Annotated in this window: 12 protein-coding genes; 6 read left to right on the top strand and 6 right to left on the bottom strand. The window is 40.5% G+C overall.

Annotation, left to right across the window (positions count from 1 at the left end; translation table 11 throughout):
• Nucleotides 1-957: 957 nt before the first annotated feature.
• Nucleotides 958-1,878: an IS5 family transposase gene (locus HRQ85_RS23680; RefSeq protein WP_172380742.1), complete on the bottom strand. Its 921-nt coding sequence runs from the start codon at nucleotides 1,876-1,878 to the stop codon at nucleotides 958-960.
• Nucleotides 1,879-4,885: 3,007 nt separating this feature from the next.
• On the opposite strand from HRQ85_RS23680, the gene HRQ85_RS26425 reads away from it, so the two are divergent.
• A complete protein-coding gene (locus HRQ85_RS26425) occupies nucleotides 4,886-5,020 on the top strand; it encodes a hypothetical protein (protein ID WP_301540146.1) in 135 nt (44 codons plus the stop codon).
• Nucleotides 5,021-5,558: 538 nt separating this feature from the next.
• Here the strand turns inward: HRQ85_RS26425 and HRQ85_RS23670 are convergent.
• Nucleotides 5,559-6,599: an IS481 family transposase gene (locus HRQ85_RS23670; RefSeq protein WP_172380740.1), complete on the bottom strand. Its 1,041-nt coding sequence runs from the start codon at nucleotides 6,597-6,599 to the stop codon at nucleotides 5,559-5,561.
• Nucleotides 6,600-7,157: 558 nt separating this feature from the next.
• Here HRQ85_RS23670 and HRQ85_RS23665 point away from each other — a divergent pair.
• Together HRQ85_RS23665 and HRQ85_RS23660 are read left to right on the top strand one after the other, a co-directional pair.
• On the top strand, nucleotides 7,158-8,405 hold the full coding sequence (locus HRQ85_RS23665) for a ParA family protein (protein ID WP_172380739.1): 1,248 nt from the start codon (nucleotides 7,158-7,160) through the stop codon (nucleotides 8,403-8,405).
• A gap of 1 nt (nucleotide 8,406) precedes the next feature.
• Nucleotides 8,407-9,360, top strand: coding sequence for a ParB family protein (locus tag HRQ85_RS23660; protein ID WP_172380738.1), 954 nt, complete (start codon nucleotides 8,407-8,409; stop codon nucleotides 9,358-9,360).
• Between the two features lie 279 nt (nucleotides 9,361-9,639).
• Here HRQ85_RS23660 and HRQ85_RS23655 read toward each other — a convergent pair whose 3' ends face one another.
• From HRQ85_RS23655 to HRQ85_RS23640, 4 genes are all read right to left on the bottom strand, one after another.
• Nucleotides 9,640-11,319: an ABC transporter substrate-binding protein gene (locus HRQ85_RS23655; RefSeq protein WP_172380737.1), complete on the bottom strand. Its 1,680-nt coding sequence runs from the start codon at nucleotides 11,317-11,319 to the stop codon at nucleotides 9,640-9,642.
• A gap of 73 nt (nucleotides 11,320-11,392) precedes the next feature.
• The gene (gene sbmA / locus HRQ85_RS23650) at nucleotides 11,393-12,634 is read right to left on the bottom strand and encodes a peptide antibiotic transporter SbmA (RefSeq protein ID WP_172380736.1); all 1,242 of its coding nucleotides are present in this window, start codon (nucleotides 12,632-12,634) and stop codon (nucleotides 11,393-11,395) included.
• Nucleotides 12,635-13,288: 654 nt separating this feature from the next.
• A complete protein-coding gene (locus tag HRQ85_RS23645) occupies nucleotides 13,289-14,323 on the bottom strand; it encodes a porin (RefSeq protein WP_172380735.1) in 1,035 nt (344 codons plus the stop codon).
• Nucleotides 14,324-15,124: 801 nt separating this feature from the next.
• Nucleotides 15,125-16,129 (bottom strand): methyltransferase, encoded by a 1,005-nt coding sequence (locus HRQ85_RS23640; protein ID WP_172380734.1) that lies wholly within the window; start codon nucleotides 16,127-16,129, stop codon nucleotides 15,125-15,127.
• A 407-nt stretch (nucleotides 16,130-16,536) separates the two neighbouring features.
• On the opposite strand from HRQ85_RS23640, the gene HRQ85_RS23635 reads away from it, so the two are divergent.
• From HRQ85_RS23635 to HRQ85_RS23625, 3 genes are all read left to right on the top strand, one after another.
• Complete coding sequence (locus tag HRQ85_RS23635; protein WP_172380733.1) at nucleotides 16,537-19,587, top strand: non-ribosomal peptide synthetase; 3,051 nt, start codon at nucleotides 16,537-16,539, stop codon at nucleotides 19,585-19,587.
• Nucleotides 19,588-19,664: 77 nt separating this feature from the next.
• Entirely contained in the window at nucleotides 19,665-21,161 is a 1,497-nt protein-coding gene (locus HRQ85_RS23630; protein WP_172380732.1) for a non-ribosomal peptide synthetase, read from the top strand.
• Between the two features lie 18 nt (nucleotides 21,162-21,179).
• Nucleotides 21,180-21,455, top strand: coding sequence for a phosphopantetheine-binding protein (locus tag HRQ85_RS23625; RefSeq protein ID WP_172380731.1), 276 nt, complete (start codon nucleotides 21,180-21,182; stop codon nucleotides 21,453-21,455).
• Nucleotides 21,456-21,492 lie beyond the last annotated feature (37 nt).

Raw genomic sequence — 21,492 nt, 5'->3', positions numbered from 1 at the left:
ATATTTATACACTTCGGTAAATGTTGATATGTGTGACAATGATCTTCTCTCCATCTAAAAGGGCTGTTTGGATCCTGTTTTGGCTTGTTTAACTGGTATTGATCGTCGAATTCAATTAGTTGTGATCTTTTTGTGGTTATGATCGGTAAATACTTATACCAATCACACCAGTATCGGTAAATGTCGATATGACAGATCGTTAGATATTTCTATTTATTCGGTAGATGTTAATATAACTTCGGTGGATGTTGATACCATATCGGTAAATGTCGATATTATTAGCCATTAACTAAGAAACTAGAACCTTTAGGATCTAGTTTAAAAAAAATACCAACTTCACTTAGGTTTAGTTGGTTACTTAATAAGCAACATCAAACCCTAGAGGTTTTGATGTTGCTTATTAAGTTAATATTTGTATTTTGATGATCTCTTCATCGATTCTTATACCATTGATAAAATGGCCTTTATACTTTGAAGTTTAGAAAAATCTGTTTTACGTAGAACTAAATGCATAAAGATCCTAGGCTGATATTTTAATGTCTTCGAAATAGATGGCCTACTTGATTGTATTAGAAACTAAAAGAGTATTTAGTACAGCTTAACTGAATTATTGCCACTTATTCAGCAATTAGTTTAATACTGAAATAGTGGATGAACTAAATAATGATATGTGGATTTTAGTTAACTTAATGTTTGATAAAAGTTGAGGGGGTTGGGTCTTTGTTATGCAAATGTATTTGAAGTGAATTCACGTTTTATCATGCTGTAATTAAGCTTTATACAGTGTATTGTAACTTTTTAGGTTAATTATTTTTAAGTATTCGTTTAACTTGTTGTATAGCCGTTTCTGAGAGTAAACATCTGTGGTTTCGATTTTGCTCTTTGCTAATGGGAGCTAAATATGGCTTTGTTGCTTAATTCAGAGAGAAGGCATGCCTGCCCCATCGAGCTTAATTTTTAATCGATATACTGTGTTTCAGGCATACCAAGCCCTGTAAGCTTATTCAAGGCTTTGATCATAGCGTAAGTCTCGCCAACTTGAGCGTTGTAGTTCCTCAGGCTTAATGTCCCACCTAGTAGCTGTTTTACTCGGTACATTGCGGTCTCTGATAGAGAGCGCTTATGATAGCCATACCGCTTTTTCCACTTCTTGTTGGAGCCGTAGAGCTTCTGGCAACCTACCGCTAAGTTACGAGGATGCCCTTGTTCCCAGAAGGCTGCCCCTTCTCTTGGCGGGATGAGCGGAACAGCTCGCTTGATCCGTATGGCATCATGGCAATTCCTTGTGTCATAAGCGCCATCACCTGATATCTCAATGATTTTCCGACGTGTCTGATTGAGTAAGTTGGGGAGCACTTCGGCATCGGTTACCTTAGATAAGCTCAGCTCTGCTGCGACTATTTCGTGGGTGCTTGTATCTACTGCGATGTGCAGCTTACGCCAGCCTCTGCGCTTCCCATCAGTTCCATGCTTCTTGACCTTCCATTCACCTTCGCCATAAACCTTGAGACCAGTGGCATCAATGGCTAGGTGTTGTATCGCACCTCTGGTTTTAGTTTTAAATAAAACCTCAACATCCTTAGAACGACGGCTTATACAGGTGTAGTGTGGGCAAACCAGAGGGATGTTAGCCAGCTTAAAGACGGAGTCTAGAAAACCTTGCAGCGCTCTCAATGGCATAGAAAAAAGGCGTTTCACCATCAGAGCGGTAGTAATGGCTAAGTCGCTGAATCGGCGAGGTCTACCACGCTTGCCTTGTTTGTTTTGCTTCCACTCGGCTATCGTCTCCTCATCAATCCAAAAGGTCAGAGAGCCACGGTTGATTAAGGCTTTATTATACTGCTTCCAGTTAGTTGTTTTGTAACGAGGTTTAGGCATGAGACTACGACGATTGATGGGTGTATCCGATCAGATCGTAGCTTCCTGATTTAGTTCCATCGATTTAAGCAACAAGGCCGCTAAATATTTCCCTTTTTACGGAGAAATATGTACGAAGTTTAATTTAATTTTAATTCCATTATGACTAACTATCGTGTCGTAATTTTTACGAATACGCTAGCGCGTTTGTTTTAGTAAGTTAGGAAGTATTTCTCTATTTGTAATGTGTTGTTTTAGCTAAACATTACATTTCTTATTTTTCATTCAAGCTTGAGACTTCAAAGTTGTCGTATCAATCGCTACGTGTTGATATGTTCCCCTCCTTTTAACTCTAAATAATACCTTACTTTCTTTGTCCCTAAGACTGATGTAGATGTAATGAGAATAGCTTAATGGAATATGGACAAAGTTAAACATTGAATCAATAAATCTTTGTAGTGTTTTCATTTATATAAATAACATTATTTACAATAATGACTGTTGTGATAGCTGAACTAATGTGGTCTACGAGCTTATTTTGTTTGGTTTGTGTCTGCAATCCAAAAGAAAAAGGGCACTATTGATATGTGACTGGTTGGCTTGTTGCTAGGTTTAGGGTTATGAAAGGGAGTGTAATTGAGGGTAATTATAGGTTTTTAGTTTAGCTTCACTGAACTATGTAACAAAGCCAGAGTGTATAATATTTAGTAAATAGATACTTCGGTTGTTCAATTTTGAAGGGTGTTAGAGGAACGAAATAGAATAATATTCAACGGTATGGTTCAAATGAAAAGAAGTAAACACATTATAAATTATGGGATTTTTAGATCTCCAATTATCAAAAACATAGCTTTAAAAATCCCTAAATACAGTAAGTAAGTGGGATAAATTAAAATACTTAACTAACAATATGAGTTTGTTGTTTTGCTTAGCTCTGGTTAAATAAGCCAGCTGCAAAGTATCTTAAGATCGTATTTTCTCTTTTTGTTGGGGACAATGGGGTTTGTTTAGTGAAAGGTAGGAGGTGTACTCCGCGCCCCCTCAGTTAAAAAGTACAGTGACCTCTCGATTACAATGACTGATGCGTCCCAGAGCTCCCTAAACCTTCCCCGCTTTCTGGGGACAATGGAGGTTGTTTGGTGAAACGTGGGAGGTGTGGCCCTGCGCCCACTCAGTTAAAGAGTGCAGTGATCTCCTGATTGCACCGATTGTAGCCGCTACTGATTCGCTCGAACCCTCCTCGTTCCCTTGGGACAATGGGGGTTGTTTGGTGAAACGTAGGAGGTATAGCCCCTACGTTTCACCAAGTTAAAAAGTGCAGTGAACTCTCGATTACAATGACTGATGCGTCCCAGAGCTCCCTAAACCTTTCCTGCGCCCACTCAGTTAAAGAGTGCAGTGATCTCCTGATTGCAACGATTGTAGCCGCTACTGAGTCGCTCGAACCTTTCTCGTTTCCTGGGGACAATGGGGGTTGTTTGGAGAAATCTGGGAGGTGTGGCCCGGCGTCCGCTCAGTTAAAAAGTGCAGGGGGCTAATGACTGCAACGATTGTAGCCGCTATTGAGTCGCTCGAACCCTCCTCGTTCCCTGGGGACAATGGGGGTTGTTTGGTGAAACGTAGGAGATGTAGCCCGGCGCCCCCTCAGTAAAAAGTGCAGTGAACTCCCGATTACAATGACTGATGCGTCCCAGAGCTCCCTAAACCTTTCCTGCGCCCTGGGGACAATGGAGGTTGTTTGGTGAAATCTGGGAGGTGTGGYCCGGCGTCCGCTCAGTTAAAAAGTGCAGGGGGCTAATGACTGCAACGATTGTAGCCGCTATTGAGTCGCTCGAACCCTCCTCGTTCCCTGGGGACAATGGGGGTTGTTTGGTGAAACGTAGGAGATGTAGCCCGGCGCCCCCTCAGTAAAAAGTGCAGTGAACTCCCGATTACAATGACTGATGCGTCCCAGAGCTCCCTAAACCTTTCCTGCGCCCTGGGGACAATGGAGGTTGTTTGGTGAAATCTGGGAGGTGTGGCCCGGCGTCCGCTCAGTTAAAAAGTGCAGGGGGCTAATGACTGCAACGATTGTAGCCGCTATTGAGTCGCTCGAACCCTCCTCGTTCCCTGGGGACAATGGGGGTTGTTTGGTTAAACGTGGGAGGTGTGTGCCGGCGCGCACTCAGTTAATTGTTCAGGGATCTCACTATTACAATGGCTGCTGCAGTGCATTAAGAGAGTCGTTGCACACACTTCCCAATAAGGAGGGAAGTATTCAAGGAGCACAGATATCTTTGAAACTTCGCGGTTTTTATGCATTTAGAGTGAGTGATAGTAAATGACATCCATTGGATCAAATTATTACGTAGGTGGGAGATTTCTTGCTATATCTGGAAAGTAGGTAAATTACCATTTACGGAAGTCGGTGGTTTAGGGCTGAAAATTAAAATTAGCTCCCAAGTACTGTTTGGGAAGTTGTTTTTGAAAAAGATACAGTGTAACGAATCTCTAGATAAGGAAGCTAATGGATAAGTGATCTTATGAAATGTCTTGGTGGAAGCTTATCTTAATGTAAAAGAGTTCTAAGTATTTTCTCGCCTATTTTAATAAGAGATTTGTAAGTTAGCCTTAAGTCAGTTATGAGTATATCGTTTTTATAATTCGTAATGTTAGGCGGATGAGTTTGCTTTTGCCATGAAGAAGAGGGATAGCTGCCGCCTGTCTCTGTTAAACTAAACTACAATAAAAGGTTAATTGAGACTCCTGTCTTTAAAAGAAATAGCAGCATAATACTTTAGTTCCATAGGGATTGTATCTTTGCTGTCAAATCATCTTATTCCAATTATTGAGCACCGCAATAAATACAGCTCACATGCAAAGTTCAATCTTTAAAATCCTATCCCAATCACTAATGCATTATCTATATAGCACTATTTTCAATTGGTAGGTCACTTTGCGCATTGACGGTAAGTTCAATACGGCTGTATTTAAAGAAAGTGCTTATCACGGTGAACAGAGGAGTAATCGTGCTAGAAGGATTATTTCTATGGACCAGCATAAATACCATATGTCTAATGAGCTTGGCTTACGTGATCGTCGATGTATTGATATCGTCGTGCTTAATGTAGAAGAGAAGGTTAAGTTCGAACCGATTACGGGGAAAGACATGTTTATTAGATAATGAAGCGGAGAGATAGGGGAATGGTTAGAGAGTGAAGTACAACAACTATGCTGTAGGTGACATCAACAGTTTCTTAAAGTATTTAAGCGTTAAATTTATCGAAAGGTCCTGAGTCCTGGTATGTACGGCTACTTATGGAGGGTTGTGCCGAAGTTACGGCGAAGAAATAGAAAATATAGGTTTTTGATGAGAGGCATCTACATATGATGTCACGCCACTTAAATGCCGTACCTTAGATGCTATGGTTTAGCTAAAAAGCCAATCTCACGCCATAGGCGAAAAACGCTCAGTTGGCTAAGTACGGTTTATTAGAAAGAGAACATTGTTTTGTTGCTAGAATACTTTGTCGGTAGCGTTGATGTGAATGAACAAGTCATAGTTAATGATGATAGACATCTGGGGAAAAGGATTCTGGTCAACTCCACATAGGATTTTAGCAGTAAGTACTCCGTGTATACTCGAGCCTGTATTAACTTTATGTGTACTAATTCAGACCTGATCTGACAGTTACCCGCTTTTCGACTTGGTGCCTGTCAGATTATATCTGGGCTAGATTCTTTTCAGCCCAGATTGATTTCCCATCCTCTAATGTCTCTATTGGCGTTCTGCCACAGCACATTTTTCCTTGATGGGTACGATGATTGTTGTAGTAGTCCATCCATTCGTCCAGATCTTTCTGTAACGCTTCCATCGAACCATACAGTTTCTTTCTGAATGTGACTTGGTAGAACTCATTCAATATGGTCTTGTGGAAGCGTTCGCAGATACCATTTGTCTGTGGTGACATCGCTTTCGTTTTCGTGTGGTCGATATCATTGATGGCTAGATAGAGTTGGTAGTCGTGCTGATCAACACGACCACAGTATTCAGTACCTCGGTCAGTCAAGATTCTCAACATTGGCAGTTTATGATTCTCGAAGAACGGCAGAACCTTGTCATTCAACATATCTGCTGCCGTGATTGGTGTTTTTGTCGTGTAGAGCTTTGCGAACGCTATTTTGCTGTAGGTATCAACGAACGTCTGCTGATAGATACGCCCAACACCTTTAAGGTTGCCAACATAGAATGTGTCTTGAGAGCCTAGATAGCCTGGGTGTGCTGTTTCTATCTCACCACAAGCTTCATCATCATGCTTCTTGCGTTCTAGAGCAGCGACTTGCTCTTCCGTTAGAATGATACCGTTCTCAGCAACTTGCTTTTCTAATGCAATGAGGCGTTTTTTGAAGTTTTCTAGGTCGTTGCGAAGCCAGATTGAGCGCACGCCACTTGGAGAGATAAAGACCCCCAGTTTACGCAGTTCGTTGCTTGTTCTAACTTGCCCATGAGCAGGAAAGTCGATGGCGTATTTTAGGACGGCTTGTTCAGTTTCACTATCGACTCGGTTCTTTAAGTTTGGTGTTCTTCTGCTCTGATTAATCAGAGCATCAATACCGCCAGTTTCAACTAACTCTTGATAGCGATAAAACGTGTCTCGAGACACCCCCATAACCTTGCAGGCTCTAGATACATTACCAAGCTCTTCTGCAAGATTGAGAAGCCCAGCTTTGTGTTTAATGATTGGATTGCTAGTATGATGCATGAGAGTTACCTCTTATTTGTCTTTGATTGATGACTAAGCACCTTTAATCAAAGTGGGTAACTCTCTTCTTTTCAAATTGAAGTGTCAGATCTAGTCTGAACTAATACACTTTATGATTTATTTGGGGTTAATAATTCTGGCTGCATATCGTTCTTCTACTCCTTCAAGCTTACATTCAGATATAGAAATGCTACTTTCCGTTTTCTGTAAGAAGATCTCTGTCGGACAGCGCAATACTTTTGTCTATTAGTGTTGCTACTCGAGTTAGTCGCTGGGCTTGTTTAATGTCGAATTAACCCCTTCTGTTTGTCTGAATGTGTTGATATCAAATGGTCTTTCCCATTGAGTGTTTTATCCTATTGTCGCTTCGCTATCAGGTGACGTTTGTAAAACACTTAAGTAGTTAAAAATAGTATTGGTAGTGTTTACAACCACCATCGATACTTTCCTTTTATAATAAATTAAACCTTAAACGGTTTTATTGATGCATTTAGGGTTTAATTTTGTTTTTGTGTGTACTATAGTATCTGAAAGCGATTTAGGTATTAAGGACACCCCATGACGACCATCATAGATTCACTCGAGCTGGTATGTGAACGTATGCAGCAAGAGCAGGCCGATCTCAAAGCGGTAATTAAAGAGCGGATGCAGATAAAAGTGACCGACACTGAAATTGAAGGAAGTGTCGACCGTTTGATCTACAATCATTCGCTCAAGAAGAAAGAGTTGCAAGAGTTGTTTGGTTTATCGCGTGTAACTTTTAACACTCGCATAGATGAAGCGACAGAGCAGGGGATTATTGGTGCACCGATAATCCAAGGCCGCACTCATTTGTATAACCGTTTTGATGTGGCAAATATGATGGAATTCATGAGCTTTCCTAAGTACAGCCAACGCTTCGAACCTACGACTATTGTTGTAGAGAACCATAAAGGCGGTACGGGGAAATCCACGACAACGGTGACTCTCGCGACAGCGGCAGCACTTGACTTAAACCTAAATGCACGTTGCCTCGTTATCGATTTAGATCCACAAGGCTCTACTGGGCAGAGCCTTATCCATCAAGCTGACGATGAGTCGGTGTATATGACGGCAGTCGATGTCGCGTTGGCAGATTTAGAGCCAGAAGGTGATTTTGCGCAGTATCTCAATGATTTTAACTACAATGAACTAGTTAAAGCCATTCCATTTAAGACACATTTACCCAATTTAGATGTCATTCCTGCGTTCCCGTCAGACGAACGTTTCGTCGATAGTTACTGGGGAGTAGACGAAGCTGGTCAGCAACAATTAGTGAGTGTGTTACGCGAAAAAATCTTACCCGTACTCAAAGAGGAGTACGACTTGATTTTTATTGATACTCCACCACAGAACTCACCAATACTATGGGCTGTGAATGAAGCTGCTGATGCAGTGCTAATACCAGTTACGCCACGCGAATTTGACTTTGCTTCGACCAGCAATTATATGGCCACTATGCCAGGTACCTTCAAAGCACTACCATCTCAAGGTGAAAATTTGAAATGGGCAAAACTTCTACCGGTGAACTTTGATGAAAAGAGTGCTCATGAAGTGAAGGTCTTCGATAAATTGTTACGTGCGGCACAAGGGCATTTGTTATCTACCGCTATTCGTCATTCTGAAGCATTTGTTGCAGCAGCAGAAAGTAATCGAACTGTACTGGATATTCGTAAGTCCGAGCAAATCTGCAGCGGTAAGCAGTTTGATTTAGCTATGACATCCGTTAATGCTGTGTACCATCAGTTTATTACCGAAATCAAGCAGCTAGCAACGAAGGGGTTATAACATGTTACGACCACAAGATAAACGCATAGGCTTTAACCAAGGTAACCAATTGGGTAAGCGTACAAACTCTGAAAGCCCAAAGAAAGTGTTCACCTTTGCGAGTGGTAAAACCGTAACCGCGGAGCGTGTGATTGTTAAAGCTGAAGAGCTTGAAAACAAAACTGTTATTCATCCCCTCAACCCACGTCGCCAGGAGTCGCTTACTTTGGATTCTGTGCGTGATATTTTACCAAGTATTCAACAAGAGGGTGTGCACACCGAAGGTGTAGCAACCAAAGACGAACTTGGTAATTATCAGCTGCTCGACAGCTCGCGCCGTCGTTTTACCTGTCTTCATGCTAAAAAAGATTTACCTTTATGGGTGTTTGAAGGGGAAGTGGAAAAAGTTGATCTTATTGCTTTTATAGGTACTACTCAGTCCGTTAAGCGCCTTTCTTATCGAGAGTTGGGCGCTGAATATCCAAGTATAATGAAAGAACAAGGTTTTAATAAACTTGTTGAGCTTGCTGATTACTTGAATATAGGTCGTGAAACATGCCGTAAGCGCTTTGCAGCGGCAGTGATTGATCAGCGTTTGATAGAGGTGTTCCCTGACTGTGAAGGTATTCCAAATAGTTATTACGCCAAACTCACGAAAGCTGAAAGGCTGTTAGTGAAAGAGAATATGACAGTTTCATGTTTTGTGAGTTCGCTTCAATTTAACCTCGATAATGCGGTAAATGTTGAGGATAAACAAAAATTGGTACTGGACGCGATTGAGGCTAAGCTTTCAAAAAACAAGGCTAAGGTGTCTTGGGATACGGAACCGCTGGCTATATTTGATGATAAAAATCAGTATGTTAAAGTATCTCGTAGTAGCGACAAGAGAGTGTTGAAGATTGAACTGAGTCGTTTACCTGTAGAAATGTATGACGAGATAGTTCAGTTTGTCTCTGAAAAGGTCAACCCAAAGTAATGACGCGTCCTGCTACAGAGCTGTAATGTAGCTCAGTTTAGGAGCGGTGACAGTGCGAGATAATCGGAAGCTAGCTTTTTAAGCTTCCGATTTTTTATGTCTATTAAAAATTTAAAATCGTTTTGCAGACGGTCTCGAAGAAAGTTTTGTTGTTAACCGTCGGTATGGCTTCTTCCGTAGTGGTTCCATCGTTGAAATCACATGAGGAATGAATGTTTGTGATCCTGTGAAAATAGCAGTATAGAGTTCTAAGCGTCACGAATGTGACACAAAATCCCGCTATATTTTGGGTTTTAAATCTAGTACATGCAGTAAGCGTTCTGGTACACCGGCCCAGATACTAGGGCGTCCCTTTGGATTTTTGCTATTCCACCAACCAGTAAACCTTGTAGTGTTGTATTGATATGTATAAGCCCCCGAAAGAACAGGAATTGTCACCTGATTCTCAGCAATGATTTTTTGAATTGAATGCGCGATCTTAAGTTGTTCCTGTTTGCTACCTGTTTTATAGAAGCTATTCAGTAATTTATCTAGATTTTTATTTTTGTAGAAGTGCATTGCGAACCGAGGCATCCCGTTTCCAGATTGAAGGGCTGAGTTATAACCGCTATTCCAATAAGTATATGGGTCAGCACCGAGGAAATAGTTTGTGTAAGCTACATCATAGTTACCTTCTAGCATGGATTGATTGTAAACAGAGAAATCTGGGGTTTTTGCTTTCGCTTTTATTCCCACATCTGCTAACTGCTCCACAGCAAGTTGAACGGCGTTGTTAAAGTCAGTCCAACCATTTGGAGATTGGATCAATAATTCAAATGATTTGCCTGAAGGAGTTTCTACGAATCCATCTCCGTCAATATCTTGGAAACCAGCTTTTTTCAATAAAACCTTAGCGCCTTGAACATTGTAAGTATTATATTTCTTGTATTTGTTATGTATGGTTTCGTCAGACCAAGATGAGAACGTATAACCAAGACCTGAAGCAAAGTCATTTACTGTACCGTCATCATAGAAAGCAAGAGTGATGATGGTTTTACGGTCAATGGCCATAGAAAAAGCGCGACGGAAATCTAGGTTCGTCAGTGCTTCTTTTTTCGCTGGATCTTTATTTTTGAAGTTAACCATAAATGACTGTGTCCCGGCAGGGGTATACCAGTAATGGTGAGTAGGAGATGTTGAAGCGTAAATTTGATCAATATTAGGTACGAAGGAAGACGACCAATCTAGCTCTGAGTTTATCAGTTTTGCTAAGAACTGATCGTTGTTTGCAATTTGAGGTACTTGCAAACAATCGATGTTAAGATCCTTATTATCCCAATAGTTAGGGTTCCTACACTGTACGTATAATTGAGGCGTAAATGTCGTTATTTCAGTGAATGGACCAGTACCAATAGGGGTCTCATTCAGAAAAGCCGTAGGGTCTTTGACATCTTTCCAAGCATGCTCAGCAACAATAGGAACTTTAACAATCTCATATGGAGCATTGGAGTTTGCTTCATTCAGAGAGAATTTAATCTGGTAGTCGTTTAGTTTTTCTACTTTCGAGATTATTGAGTTGATTCCACTTTGGTCTAAGGCGGGGTATTGTTTAACGAGATTGAAAGAGTACAGCACATCGTTAGCGGTGAAATCTTTACCATCAGACCACGTTATGCCTTTTCGAATATCGAATGTAACACTTGTGAGATCCTCTGACATCTTGAAACTTTCAGCTAAACGAAACACTGGACTGTTGTTATGCATTTCATTAAAGATTACTAAAGGTTCATAGATAAACTCCGTTGTTGTATGGAGGTTGGTTGAACCTAGGAACGGATTGAAGTTGCGAATGAAAGTTGTGAACTCTTTTGGATGGATGGTAAGCACAGAAGGCTCCGCTCCGAATACAGTGGAACTAAAGCCAGTAGCTGAAACCGTAATAGCCACTAACGATAACCATGTTTTAGTATGTGAAAGCATAATTTTTCCTTTTGTTATTAGAATGTTTTGATTTTTTCTTACCTTATTTGATTAGCTAATTTAAGATTTATTATTACTTATCAGAATTAATACTATGTTCAAAAGCTTTCAAACGTTTGTATATGGATAAAAGTTCAACGATAGTCGTCCAAGAGTTAACTAAATATTGAAAAGAGTCTTCTACTTGATTAAAAGCATTCATAACTCTTTGCATGATCCCAAGTGTAAATGTACCAGCTACAATAGAAGGGGCTAATGCGATGAAAGGGATAAAATTCCCAAATTGAAGATAACTATATCGAACAATATTGAAGTAAACATAGTGTATATATAGTCTTACATAATTTTTACGTACGTTAGTAAAAAGCTTTTTTAATTCTATCGGTTGAGCTCTATCATTATTATCTTCTCCGTAAACTAATTCTTTTCGATAAGCCGCCTCTGATTTTTGGTTATTAAACTCTAAACCAGGAAGTTTGACGCCAGTTAAAGATATAATAACGGTTCCAAAGATAGACCAAATTATAGCAACAAAAATTAGTGCTTGAGGAACCTTTCCTATAATAGGTAATTCTGTGATATATTCCGATAAGCTCCATAATATTGGAAGAAAAGCAATAAGCGTCATGATTGAGCGTAAAAGACTGACTCCAAGAGTTTCCATAATTGAAGCAAAACGCATGGTGTCCTCTTGGATACGTTGAGCTGCGCCTTCTATATGACGAATATCTTGCCATTTTGATACATAATATTCTGTCATCGCTGTACGCCAACGAAAGACAAAGTGACTGACAAAAAAAGCATTACCTACAGACACCATAATTGCAGCCATTAATAAAACAATAACAGTAGATAGCTCGGAGTAAAATTTGGTAAGTGTAATGGTGTTAGGAGCAGTGAGAGCTTTTTGAATAAGGTTATAAAACTCTCCATACCATTCATTAAGCATAACGCTTACTTCAACTTGAAACCAAGTGACAAGTATAATAATAGCGGAGCCTAAAACAGACCATTTTGCCCATTTTTGCCCACCAAAGAACATCCATCCTCCGATAAATGAGAGGTAACAGAAAGCCATAAACTGATAGAGCCAAACGTTCTCAGCAATATTCATACTTGCTTGAAACTGTGTCTTTATAGCCTCTGTTGCATCTCCTGATAAAGGTTTAGGGAATTGAATACCAATAAGGTGACCTAAACTGTAACTAAAACCCGTGTCTTTAACGATGGAATACCAACTAATTATGCAAAATAAAGACCAAATACCAAAGCTAATAAAAAACAATTTAGGTTTAGGAAAGAAAGAACTGAACACTGTATATACTCCCAAGTCATAGTGTTATATTTGTAAAAAAACGATTGCTTGTAACAACTCCTAAAGATGTGTTATTTGTAGTAAATGTTTTATTGATGTTGGTTTGTTTGCTTCAACATAGCATTGTGGTGATAAAGTTGTTAATATCATTTTGTAAATGTTATTTTGCGTAATTGATAATCAATGGGTGGTGTTTATGCAACGCGTTTGTGGTTTTATAGAACATTTTTCTGATTAAAAATACGCCGATGTAAGCTTAGTAGATAAATAGAAGCAAATGAAAATGGAAAACTTTGCGTGAGTAAAGTTTAGACGTCACTAAATGGTGGGAAATATAGTTAATGATTTTTAATTTTCATCAAACTATCAACAGGTTAGGGTGGGTTGGTCAAAGGTGTTGGTTTGAGAAAATATTGCCGTTATGAATTACTTGTCGATGTTGAGGTTGGTTAAATAGTATTAGCCAATCCTAGTAAATGTTTTATTTAATATGAGTTTAAAAAACACCATAAGGGGGAGGGATATCAATCGAACATAAAAATCCCCATCAACGTTGTCAATAGGGATTTTTCCATCTAAGTATTCTTAAACGGCCAGTGAAGTCACTGCGAGTAAAAGAAGGGTGTAATTTAATTCTAAAGTCACGATAGTGAATTAGAATTTAACCTCCATACCAACAACATAACCTAGCTCAAGGTTAGCACCTTGAAGCTTCGCTGCTTTTTCTAGTTTGTCTGCATCAAGATAACCTACCTCAGTATAAACCTTGACGTTGTCAGTGACTTTATTGGTAACATTGGCATAGTAATTGTTAAGTTTTTCGCTTGTTGATTTTGATTTTATTTCGCCAAAATCGGCGCCTATTGCGAATGTTGTTTTACCAAGAGTGTAGGCTGAAGTTAGATTGATAACGCTCAGATCAAATTTTTTGGATGTAAGTTTGATATCACTATCCGCATAAGATGCTCCTAATTTAATAGAGTTGATTTTATACGTTGATTCAAGTTGATATGTTTTTTGGCTGCCTTTCTTGCTTGTCTGATCGAAATCGACATCTTGAGCGTAAGCATTAAACGAAGCATCAGCAATGATTACACCTGCACCAATATCAACAGCTTTATTATCAGTGATTTTGATAGAGCTATCTGTATCTTTTTTTCTATCTTGTATTTGAGAGTAAGAAAGACCGGCCCAGAAGTTATCATTTTTAAATTTATATTTGGCAACTTGGTCGCCGCTTGTTACTGAAAATAGATTAGTTGATGTTCCATCAGTGCCTGTGAAGCCTAGCCCAAATTCAATATCATTTGTTATCCCGGAGTCATCAACTAGGGTCGCTTGTCGACCTATAGTAATGGTACCTAATTTTTCATGTTTTAATCCAACAAATAGATCGTCGTTTTCAACTTTTTTGTCTTCATACTTAAAACCAGTTGTACCAATAGCTTTTAAGTTATCATTGATATTAGCGGTGATATTAAGAGCTAAATCGCCATCATCAAGACGAAAAGTTAAATCTTCATTGTAAAACTTGTTATTGGGGTCTGTATTTATTCTGCTTTGAAATGCTTGTACTTCGACATCTGAGGATACACCAACTTTAATGCCATTTTTTTCATAAGCTGTAATCTCGGCATGAGCATTCCCAGTTATAAGTAGTATTGATAGTGCTATTAGAGTTTTATCCATTATTTATTTATCCCTTTTTACTTGCTAATCACGTTTAATGTTGCATGTATGTTGAGTGGTTGTAAAATTCCAATTATGGAAACTAATATTTACAAAACACCAGAAAGGATATTGTATTGCTGGTTATACATTTTCCTTTATGTTCTTATATCTAAGTGAGTATTATCTGAACATATAAGTTGTATTTTGTTGTTCAAGGAGATGGAAATAATGTTAGTTCTGCGGGTTGATATATAGCTCAAGTCTTTAACGAAAAAGTTGACACCTTAAACGTCAGTATATTTCTCGTAACATGTAGGAATATTCTAGCTATCTTCCCTGTAATTATTTACCGTCACTCATTCCCAATGGGTGACGGTTGGATTTCTTTAGATGCCAAACGATTTGTCATTCAAGCGGAGCAAATGTGTAGCAGTTAAATCAAATAGATTGAATATAATTAGCTTCTACGGGACACCTCAAACGAGCATTTTTCACAAAGATTCTTAAAAACGCATAGATATTACCGCTTTCTTACTAGGTGCAAACCTACAATATAGTGAGGAGGTTGAAAGCAGGGCCATAATTAGGATGTAAAACGATTAAATTTGGAGGGGAGTATGAATAAAGGCTAGCCACATTCTTGGTTGAGAGGAGTCATAAACTTAGCGTAGGAGCGCTCCGCGTGTATGGATCGTTTGTTTAATGTTAAGGACGAGAATCAAAAGTTTTAGTGAGCATTATGACAGTAAGTATTAAATACTATTAATAGTTTAACTTTCTTGTAACTTGTTTAGTGAATATTTGGTATGTGACTTTAGGCTAACCTTTCATCACTGTGTGACCTGTAGTGAGTTTCGCACTGCGGGCTACACGTAGATTCGACTTGGTGAGTAGCTTTTCCATATCATTTAAGTTGCGTTGATGGGTACCGTCTTCACAGATGACCGATTGGAATAGGGCGTTGAACTGCAATCGTGGAGAGCGCTCTCCGTCTTCAACTAGAGGCTCAATAATCAGTAAGCGGTTGTATTCTAAAGATTGAGAAACCGTGTCTAGTATTTTTTTACAAGATTGCATATTCCAATTATGCAGGATATTTTTCAGTAGATAAATATCATAGCCGGAGGGGATAGAATCAAAGAAATCACCGCAGCAAACCTCAACTCTGTCGTGAATGTCACTAGGCAGATACCGCCAACTTTGCTCGCATACCTCCTCTCGGTCAAAGATACACCCAGACAAATGTTCGTAGCGATGGAGTAACTCTGTAGTAATAACGCCGCTTCCACCGCCAATATCAATTAAGCTACCAGCAAACCTGAACGTATCTGGAAAAACTCTTGCGAGCTCTGCGCCCACTGGTCTTGAAAAGTCACGCATAGCAAGATCATACACGGAGGAGCGAGAAGGGGTGGATTTCAAATACTGGTAAAGTGTTTCGCCATAGATGTGTTTGAGCCCTGAGTTTCCGGTTTTACAGGTATAGATTAGCCCCTCATAGGCACGATAATACTCTTCGCCAAACAAACGGCAAAAATGTTGCATAGATTGAGGGTGATCGGAAACAAGTAACATTGAATGCGTGTTATTGCTGATCATTCGATCATCTTCAATATCAAAAAAACCAAACAGCTCGATAACTTTAAGCATATTTAGCAGGACAGTCTTGTCCGCATTGCAAGCTACAGCGAGTTCGTTGATGTCAAGCGCGCTCTCTTTTAATAAGTCGGCAAGCCCCAGCTCTGCGGCTACATTGAGCGCTTTGGCTGCCAGAGGCAGCATCATGATTTCAGATATCTTTTTAGTGGACTCGACATTACTCATAAACGACCTCATAAAACCACTATTCATTATGTATTTAGAAAGCTAGCCTTGAAAACTTAATATTTAATTAAGGTTGAACGAGTGCAGAGTATTAGTTCCGATGCATGCTCCTATTGAATGTTTTGTCATTTTAACATGTTGATTTTATTTGCTTAATAAATTCGACTAGCTTTAAAGTGTTTTTCACGTCTGATTGTGGTTTGTTGTAGCAATGTCGCATTCCAATTAACTTGTTGTGTTGTTTTTTATTTATCTATGTCTTTGGGATTTGATAATTAAAATAAAATTGTTGTCTTAATTAAATCCTAAGTTTTTATGTATAGGTTTCATTTGTAAGAAGTCGGCCAGCCAACCAGAATATATTATCATTCGATTTCAGAAATACCTTAATTAGCGAGGTAAATATTGTGAAAAATAACAATCCTGTATTTGAAACTATTTCGATGCAATCGTTGATTTCCCCTGAGGCAACATCGGTTATCTACAAAGACATGTCGCTGACCTATTCTGAGCTTGAGCTGCAATCAGACCAACTAGCGAGTTACTTAGTTAGTCAATATCCTGATAGCGATAAAGGTAAAGTGGCGGTTTACCTTGAACCTAGCCTTATATTACCTGTGGTGCTTCTTGGGGTAATGAAAGCAGGGTTCAGTTATGTGCCCCTCTCTTCGTTTCAGCCGACAAAACGCATTCAGCACATTTTGGATGACTCCGGTGCATTCGCCATCATTACAGATGAGCTTTTGATCAAGAAACCGAGCATGGCTGAATGTGATATAGACAAACTTAATGTAGCAGCACTTGATCTAGCTGGTACTCTAAACTGTCAATTATTGCCGAAGGTAAGCCATTCTGATTTGGCTTATACGCTTTATACATCTGGCTCGACAGGCGTGCCAAAAGGGGTGGAAGTTGAACATGGCAGTATGGCGTATTATCTCGATTGGTTTAACCACGACTTATGGCCAGAAACTCAGGCAATATTACCGCTCACGTCCTCTCTAAGCTTTGCGGCTGCGGTGACTCAATTATTTGCTCCGTTGCTGCGTGGTGACACCCTGCATATTCTCCCTGAGGGTATCTTGAATAACCCACAACGACTCTTTGATTGGTATCAGAATCGATCCAACACTGCGATCTACTGTGTCCCTACAATATGGAACGAATTACTGAATTATCGTTGCTCTGTCGATAGCGAGTTGCTACTGCCTGAAACTGTTTTTCTATCCGGTGAACCTGTTGGCGAAGATATCAAGCAGCGTAGCTTCGACAGTATTGAGAATGTGCGTTTGTTTAACTTATACGGTCCGACTGAAACCGTAGCAAACTGCGCGTTTACGGAGTTAGACAAAGATCAGCCCGTGACCATAGGCAAAGCGTTGGCGGGAAGTGAACTCTTTATACTCGATGAAAAGGGAGCATTAGTGACAGATGGTAGTGTGGGCGAAATCTGTATATGCGGCCCAGGAGTGGCTCGTGGATACAGCCATCGACCGGAATTGAACACAGAGTGCTTTTTCTCATATCGCGGCCAAAGTGCGCATCGCACCGGAGATTTAGGTCAGTTCAACGCAAATGGAGAAATGGTGTGCCTTGGTCGTAAAGATCGTCAGGTGAAAACTAACGGTGTGCGGGTTGAGTTAGGCGAAATAGAAGCTAATCTTCGCCAGCATGGTGAAATTGCCGACGCTGCGGTGAGAATGGTCAATGGTGGGCTGGTAGCTTACTTGCTGACGGACAAAAAACCAAGCGCTTGGGATCTACGTGCTTTCCTTAGCGAGCGTTGTCCGGGTGCTATGATGCCCGCTCAATTTGTTTACCTTGAAAGTTTTCCAAAGTTACCTAATGGAAAACTAGACAGTGCTCGTCTGCCCGAGCCCGCGTCCGTAAGACCTGACCTGAACTATGATTGTAGCGTACCCGCTAATGACCTTGAACGGGACCTAGTGGACATCTGGCAAGAAGTACTCGGTTTTAGTGGGCTAGGGGTTGATGATCACTTCTTTGACTTAGGTGGGAGCTCCTTACAGGCGATGCGTGCCAGAACTCTGATTCGACGCCGCCTCTACAGCGAGATAGATTTCAAGCTCTTCTTCAGTAATGCAACGCCGCGTAAGTTGGCAGCAGTAGTACCTTATTATCTGGCAGATGACTTGGAAGATGCGATTTCCGTTCCAAATGAAGACAATCAAGAAGCACAATTCGAACCGCTCACATTGCAACAGGCTTATTTTTTGACGTTAGAACAAACCAGCGCTAACCCGAAAGCCTACCAGCCAGCGTTTTGTATTCACCTTGAAGGAAAGACAAGTACGGAAGGTGTGGAATGGTGCCTCAATCGGGTGTTGGTCAGTAACCCAATCTTGACCACTCAATTTGACCCCGATAGCTTTACGGCTAAAGAAGGTGGCTTTGGTGCGGATAAAGTAGAGGTACAGCACCGCAAGGTTGAGTATATGTCGGGCAAGCTTAGTGAAATTTCGCATTGTGATTTGCTGGGTATGGCGGACATGCCGTACATCGATATAGACAGAGAGCCGCCAATTCGCCTGGCATTATTGAGTAAAAATGACGATGAACATGTGGTTGTTATACGTGTTCACCACGCCGTGTTTGATCATGATTCCATTGGCATATTCTTTGATCTATTTGTTCAGGCTTACCGTGCTTATGTGGTAGGAGATTATGGCTTTGCGCAGCATTATCAACATCATTTGAGCTTGAAACAGCATCGCGGCGCGATGGTGGATCAAGAGAGCCAGATGCAATTTTGGTTGTCGACATTGAATCGTTATCTGACAAAAGGGGTGGATAGTTTGTTATATCCAAGAACGAATTACCCGTTACCACAAGGTTATGTACTTGAACTTTCTCAGCCACTTAGTCAAGCGATAAAAGACTTTGCACATGATCATAATACAACGGCTTATGTCGTGTTACTCACGTTGTTCAATCTCGTTTTAAACCACGAAACTCGTTATCACAATATAACGATTGGCCTGCCTGTCTCTAATCGGGCTCTTTGTCAGCACGATGGTCAGCTCGGCTGTTTTGTCAACATGGTGACCTATCACGAACAGGTTGATCAGGTGGATAGCGTTGTATGCTTGATTGATTCCAGTAGCAAAGTGATCTACTCGTTGATAGAAAATCAGTCGGTGTCCTACCTAGAACTTGCTGATGAAATGCGAAGTAAAGGCTGGCTCGACAAACTGCGTTTCCCTGTCATGTTTAACTATTTGTCTGCGATGCCGGAAGTCGTTGAGGTGCAAGGTTGTCGCATGAAAGTTCAACATATCGTTGAGCCATCCGCTCGGTGTGATTTGACCTTAACTGTCGATGACGGCGAGCAGTTTACCCTCAATTTCGATTATGAAAGTACGGCGTTTACTAAACAGCAGGTTATCTTGCTAGCAAAACAATACTTGGCTCTGATTTCAGACACATTATCTTTGTAACCCGGATTGGAGTGCCTAGCCTCCGGCTCGTTGGGAGCTGGAGATGAATAACGATTGAATATGGGGAGATGAATACTATGTCAAAGTTGATCCACCGTCAGTTTTCTCATCAGTGCGCCAAAACACCGGATAATATAGCTCTGCGAAGTGACAGCGAAAACATCACATACCGCCAGCTCGAACTACGTGCTAATAATATTGCCCAGTTATTGATTCGTTCTGGTATTACACCAGGTGATGTTGTCGGCATTTACATGAATCGCTGCAATAACCTAGTTGCAACCATATTAGGTATATTGAAGTCAGGGGCCTGTTACTTACCGCTGGATCCTTATTACCCAAGCGAACGCCTTGTGTATATGGCTGAGCACTCAGAAGCGAAACTAGTGATCACTGACAATTTGAATAGTATAGATTGGTTTAGCAATCAGCTTCCAACGTTGGATGTGAACAGCGTAGATTTTTCTAGCGCTACAACTCCAGATTTACCACAGATAGATGAACAGAGCTTGTGTTACATCATGTATACCTCTGGTTCAACTGGTCAGCCTAAGGGCGTGATGATTGCGCACCATACGGTGGTGAATTACCTCAACTGGATGCAAGACGCCTTTCACCTGACGGCGAATAGCAGGGTACTGAGTCAGACCACATTCAGTTTTGATATTTCAGTCTGGGAAATGCTTTGGCCTCTGATGGTAGGAGCAAGCTGCGCGCTGATTGCTGAAGATGCTAAGTATGATCCTGTACTATTGGCTGACTTTGTCGAGCAGCATCAGGTAACAGTGGCTCAGTTTGTGCCAACCGCATTGCGTATCATAGTCGATGCGGATGTATTGCAGAAATGTACGTCGTTAGAGCATATATTCTCTGGTGGAGAAGCGCTGCCGCAGCGTTTGGTGGATGATCTGTCAGTTCAGTATCCGGGTCATATTCACAATCTCTATGGGCCGACTGAGGCCACCATTTTTGCCTGTCATTGGTACTGTCAGTCGCAGTGCGCAGAAAACATTGTGCCTATTGGTCGCCCGATTCCACACGCAGAAGTGCTTATCTTAGACGAAGCCCAGCAACCCGTAAAGCAAGGGCAATATGGTGAATTATATTTAGCCGGAGATATTCTGGCGAAAGGTTACCTCAAACGTGCTGACCTTACTCAAGAGCGATTTGTTGCTCATCCTTTTGCTAAGCAGAGGGGAAAGAAAATGTATCGCACTGGTGATCTAGTGAGTGCCAGAGAAGACGGTGTATTACTGTTCCATGGCCGAACCGATTCACAAATTAAACTGAGAGGTCATCGAATTGAGTTGGCTGAAATTGAAGCTCAGTTGCAAGCAATGCCCTGTATTTCTCACGCGGCGGTGACTGTTGATAGCAGCGATGACGGCAAGGTGTTTTATCTGACAGTTTTTTATGTGCCCTCTCAGCAGTCCAACGTTGATGTACACGTGATCAAAGAACAATTGGCAAAAGTATTGCCTTATTATATGCAACCTTCCCAGTATTACTCAGTTGATAGCTTACCCACACTTCCTAATGGGAAAGTTAGCAAGTCAGCTTTAAACGCTCACTAACACAAAGGTTCTAGCAACATGTCGACTAATAAATCCAATATTACACCTGAAATTGAAAACCGTGTTCTCTCAATCTGGCAATCGGTTTTAGATGTCAAAAAGATTGCTCGAGATGAGAATTTCTTTGATGCAGGAGGTAATTCATTATTAATGAGTAAAGTACACAAGGAAATAAAGATACAGCTTGGAATACCTATTAATATCATAGATTTATTTCAATTCCCCACTGTGGGTTTATTAAGTAAAAATATAATCAGGAAATACCCTCAGGTGTTATTGGGAAAATTGAATTAAATAGTTTTGCCTAAAAGCTAAATACATTTTATTCGCT

This window comes from Vibrio sp. Vb339, from assembly GCF_902751245.1.
Lineage (GTDB): Bacteria > Pseudomonadota > Gammaproteobacteria > Enterobacterales > Vibrionaceae > Vibrio > Vibrio coralliirubri.
The sequence above is the reverse complement of the archived record's forward strand: the minus strand, read 5'-3'. Positions and strand labels throughout refer to the sequence as shown.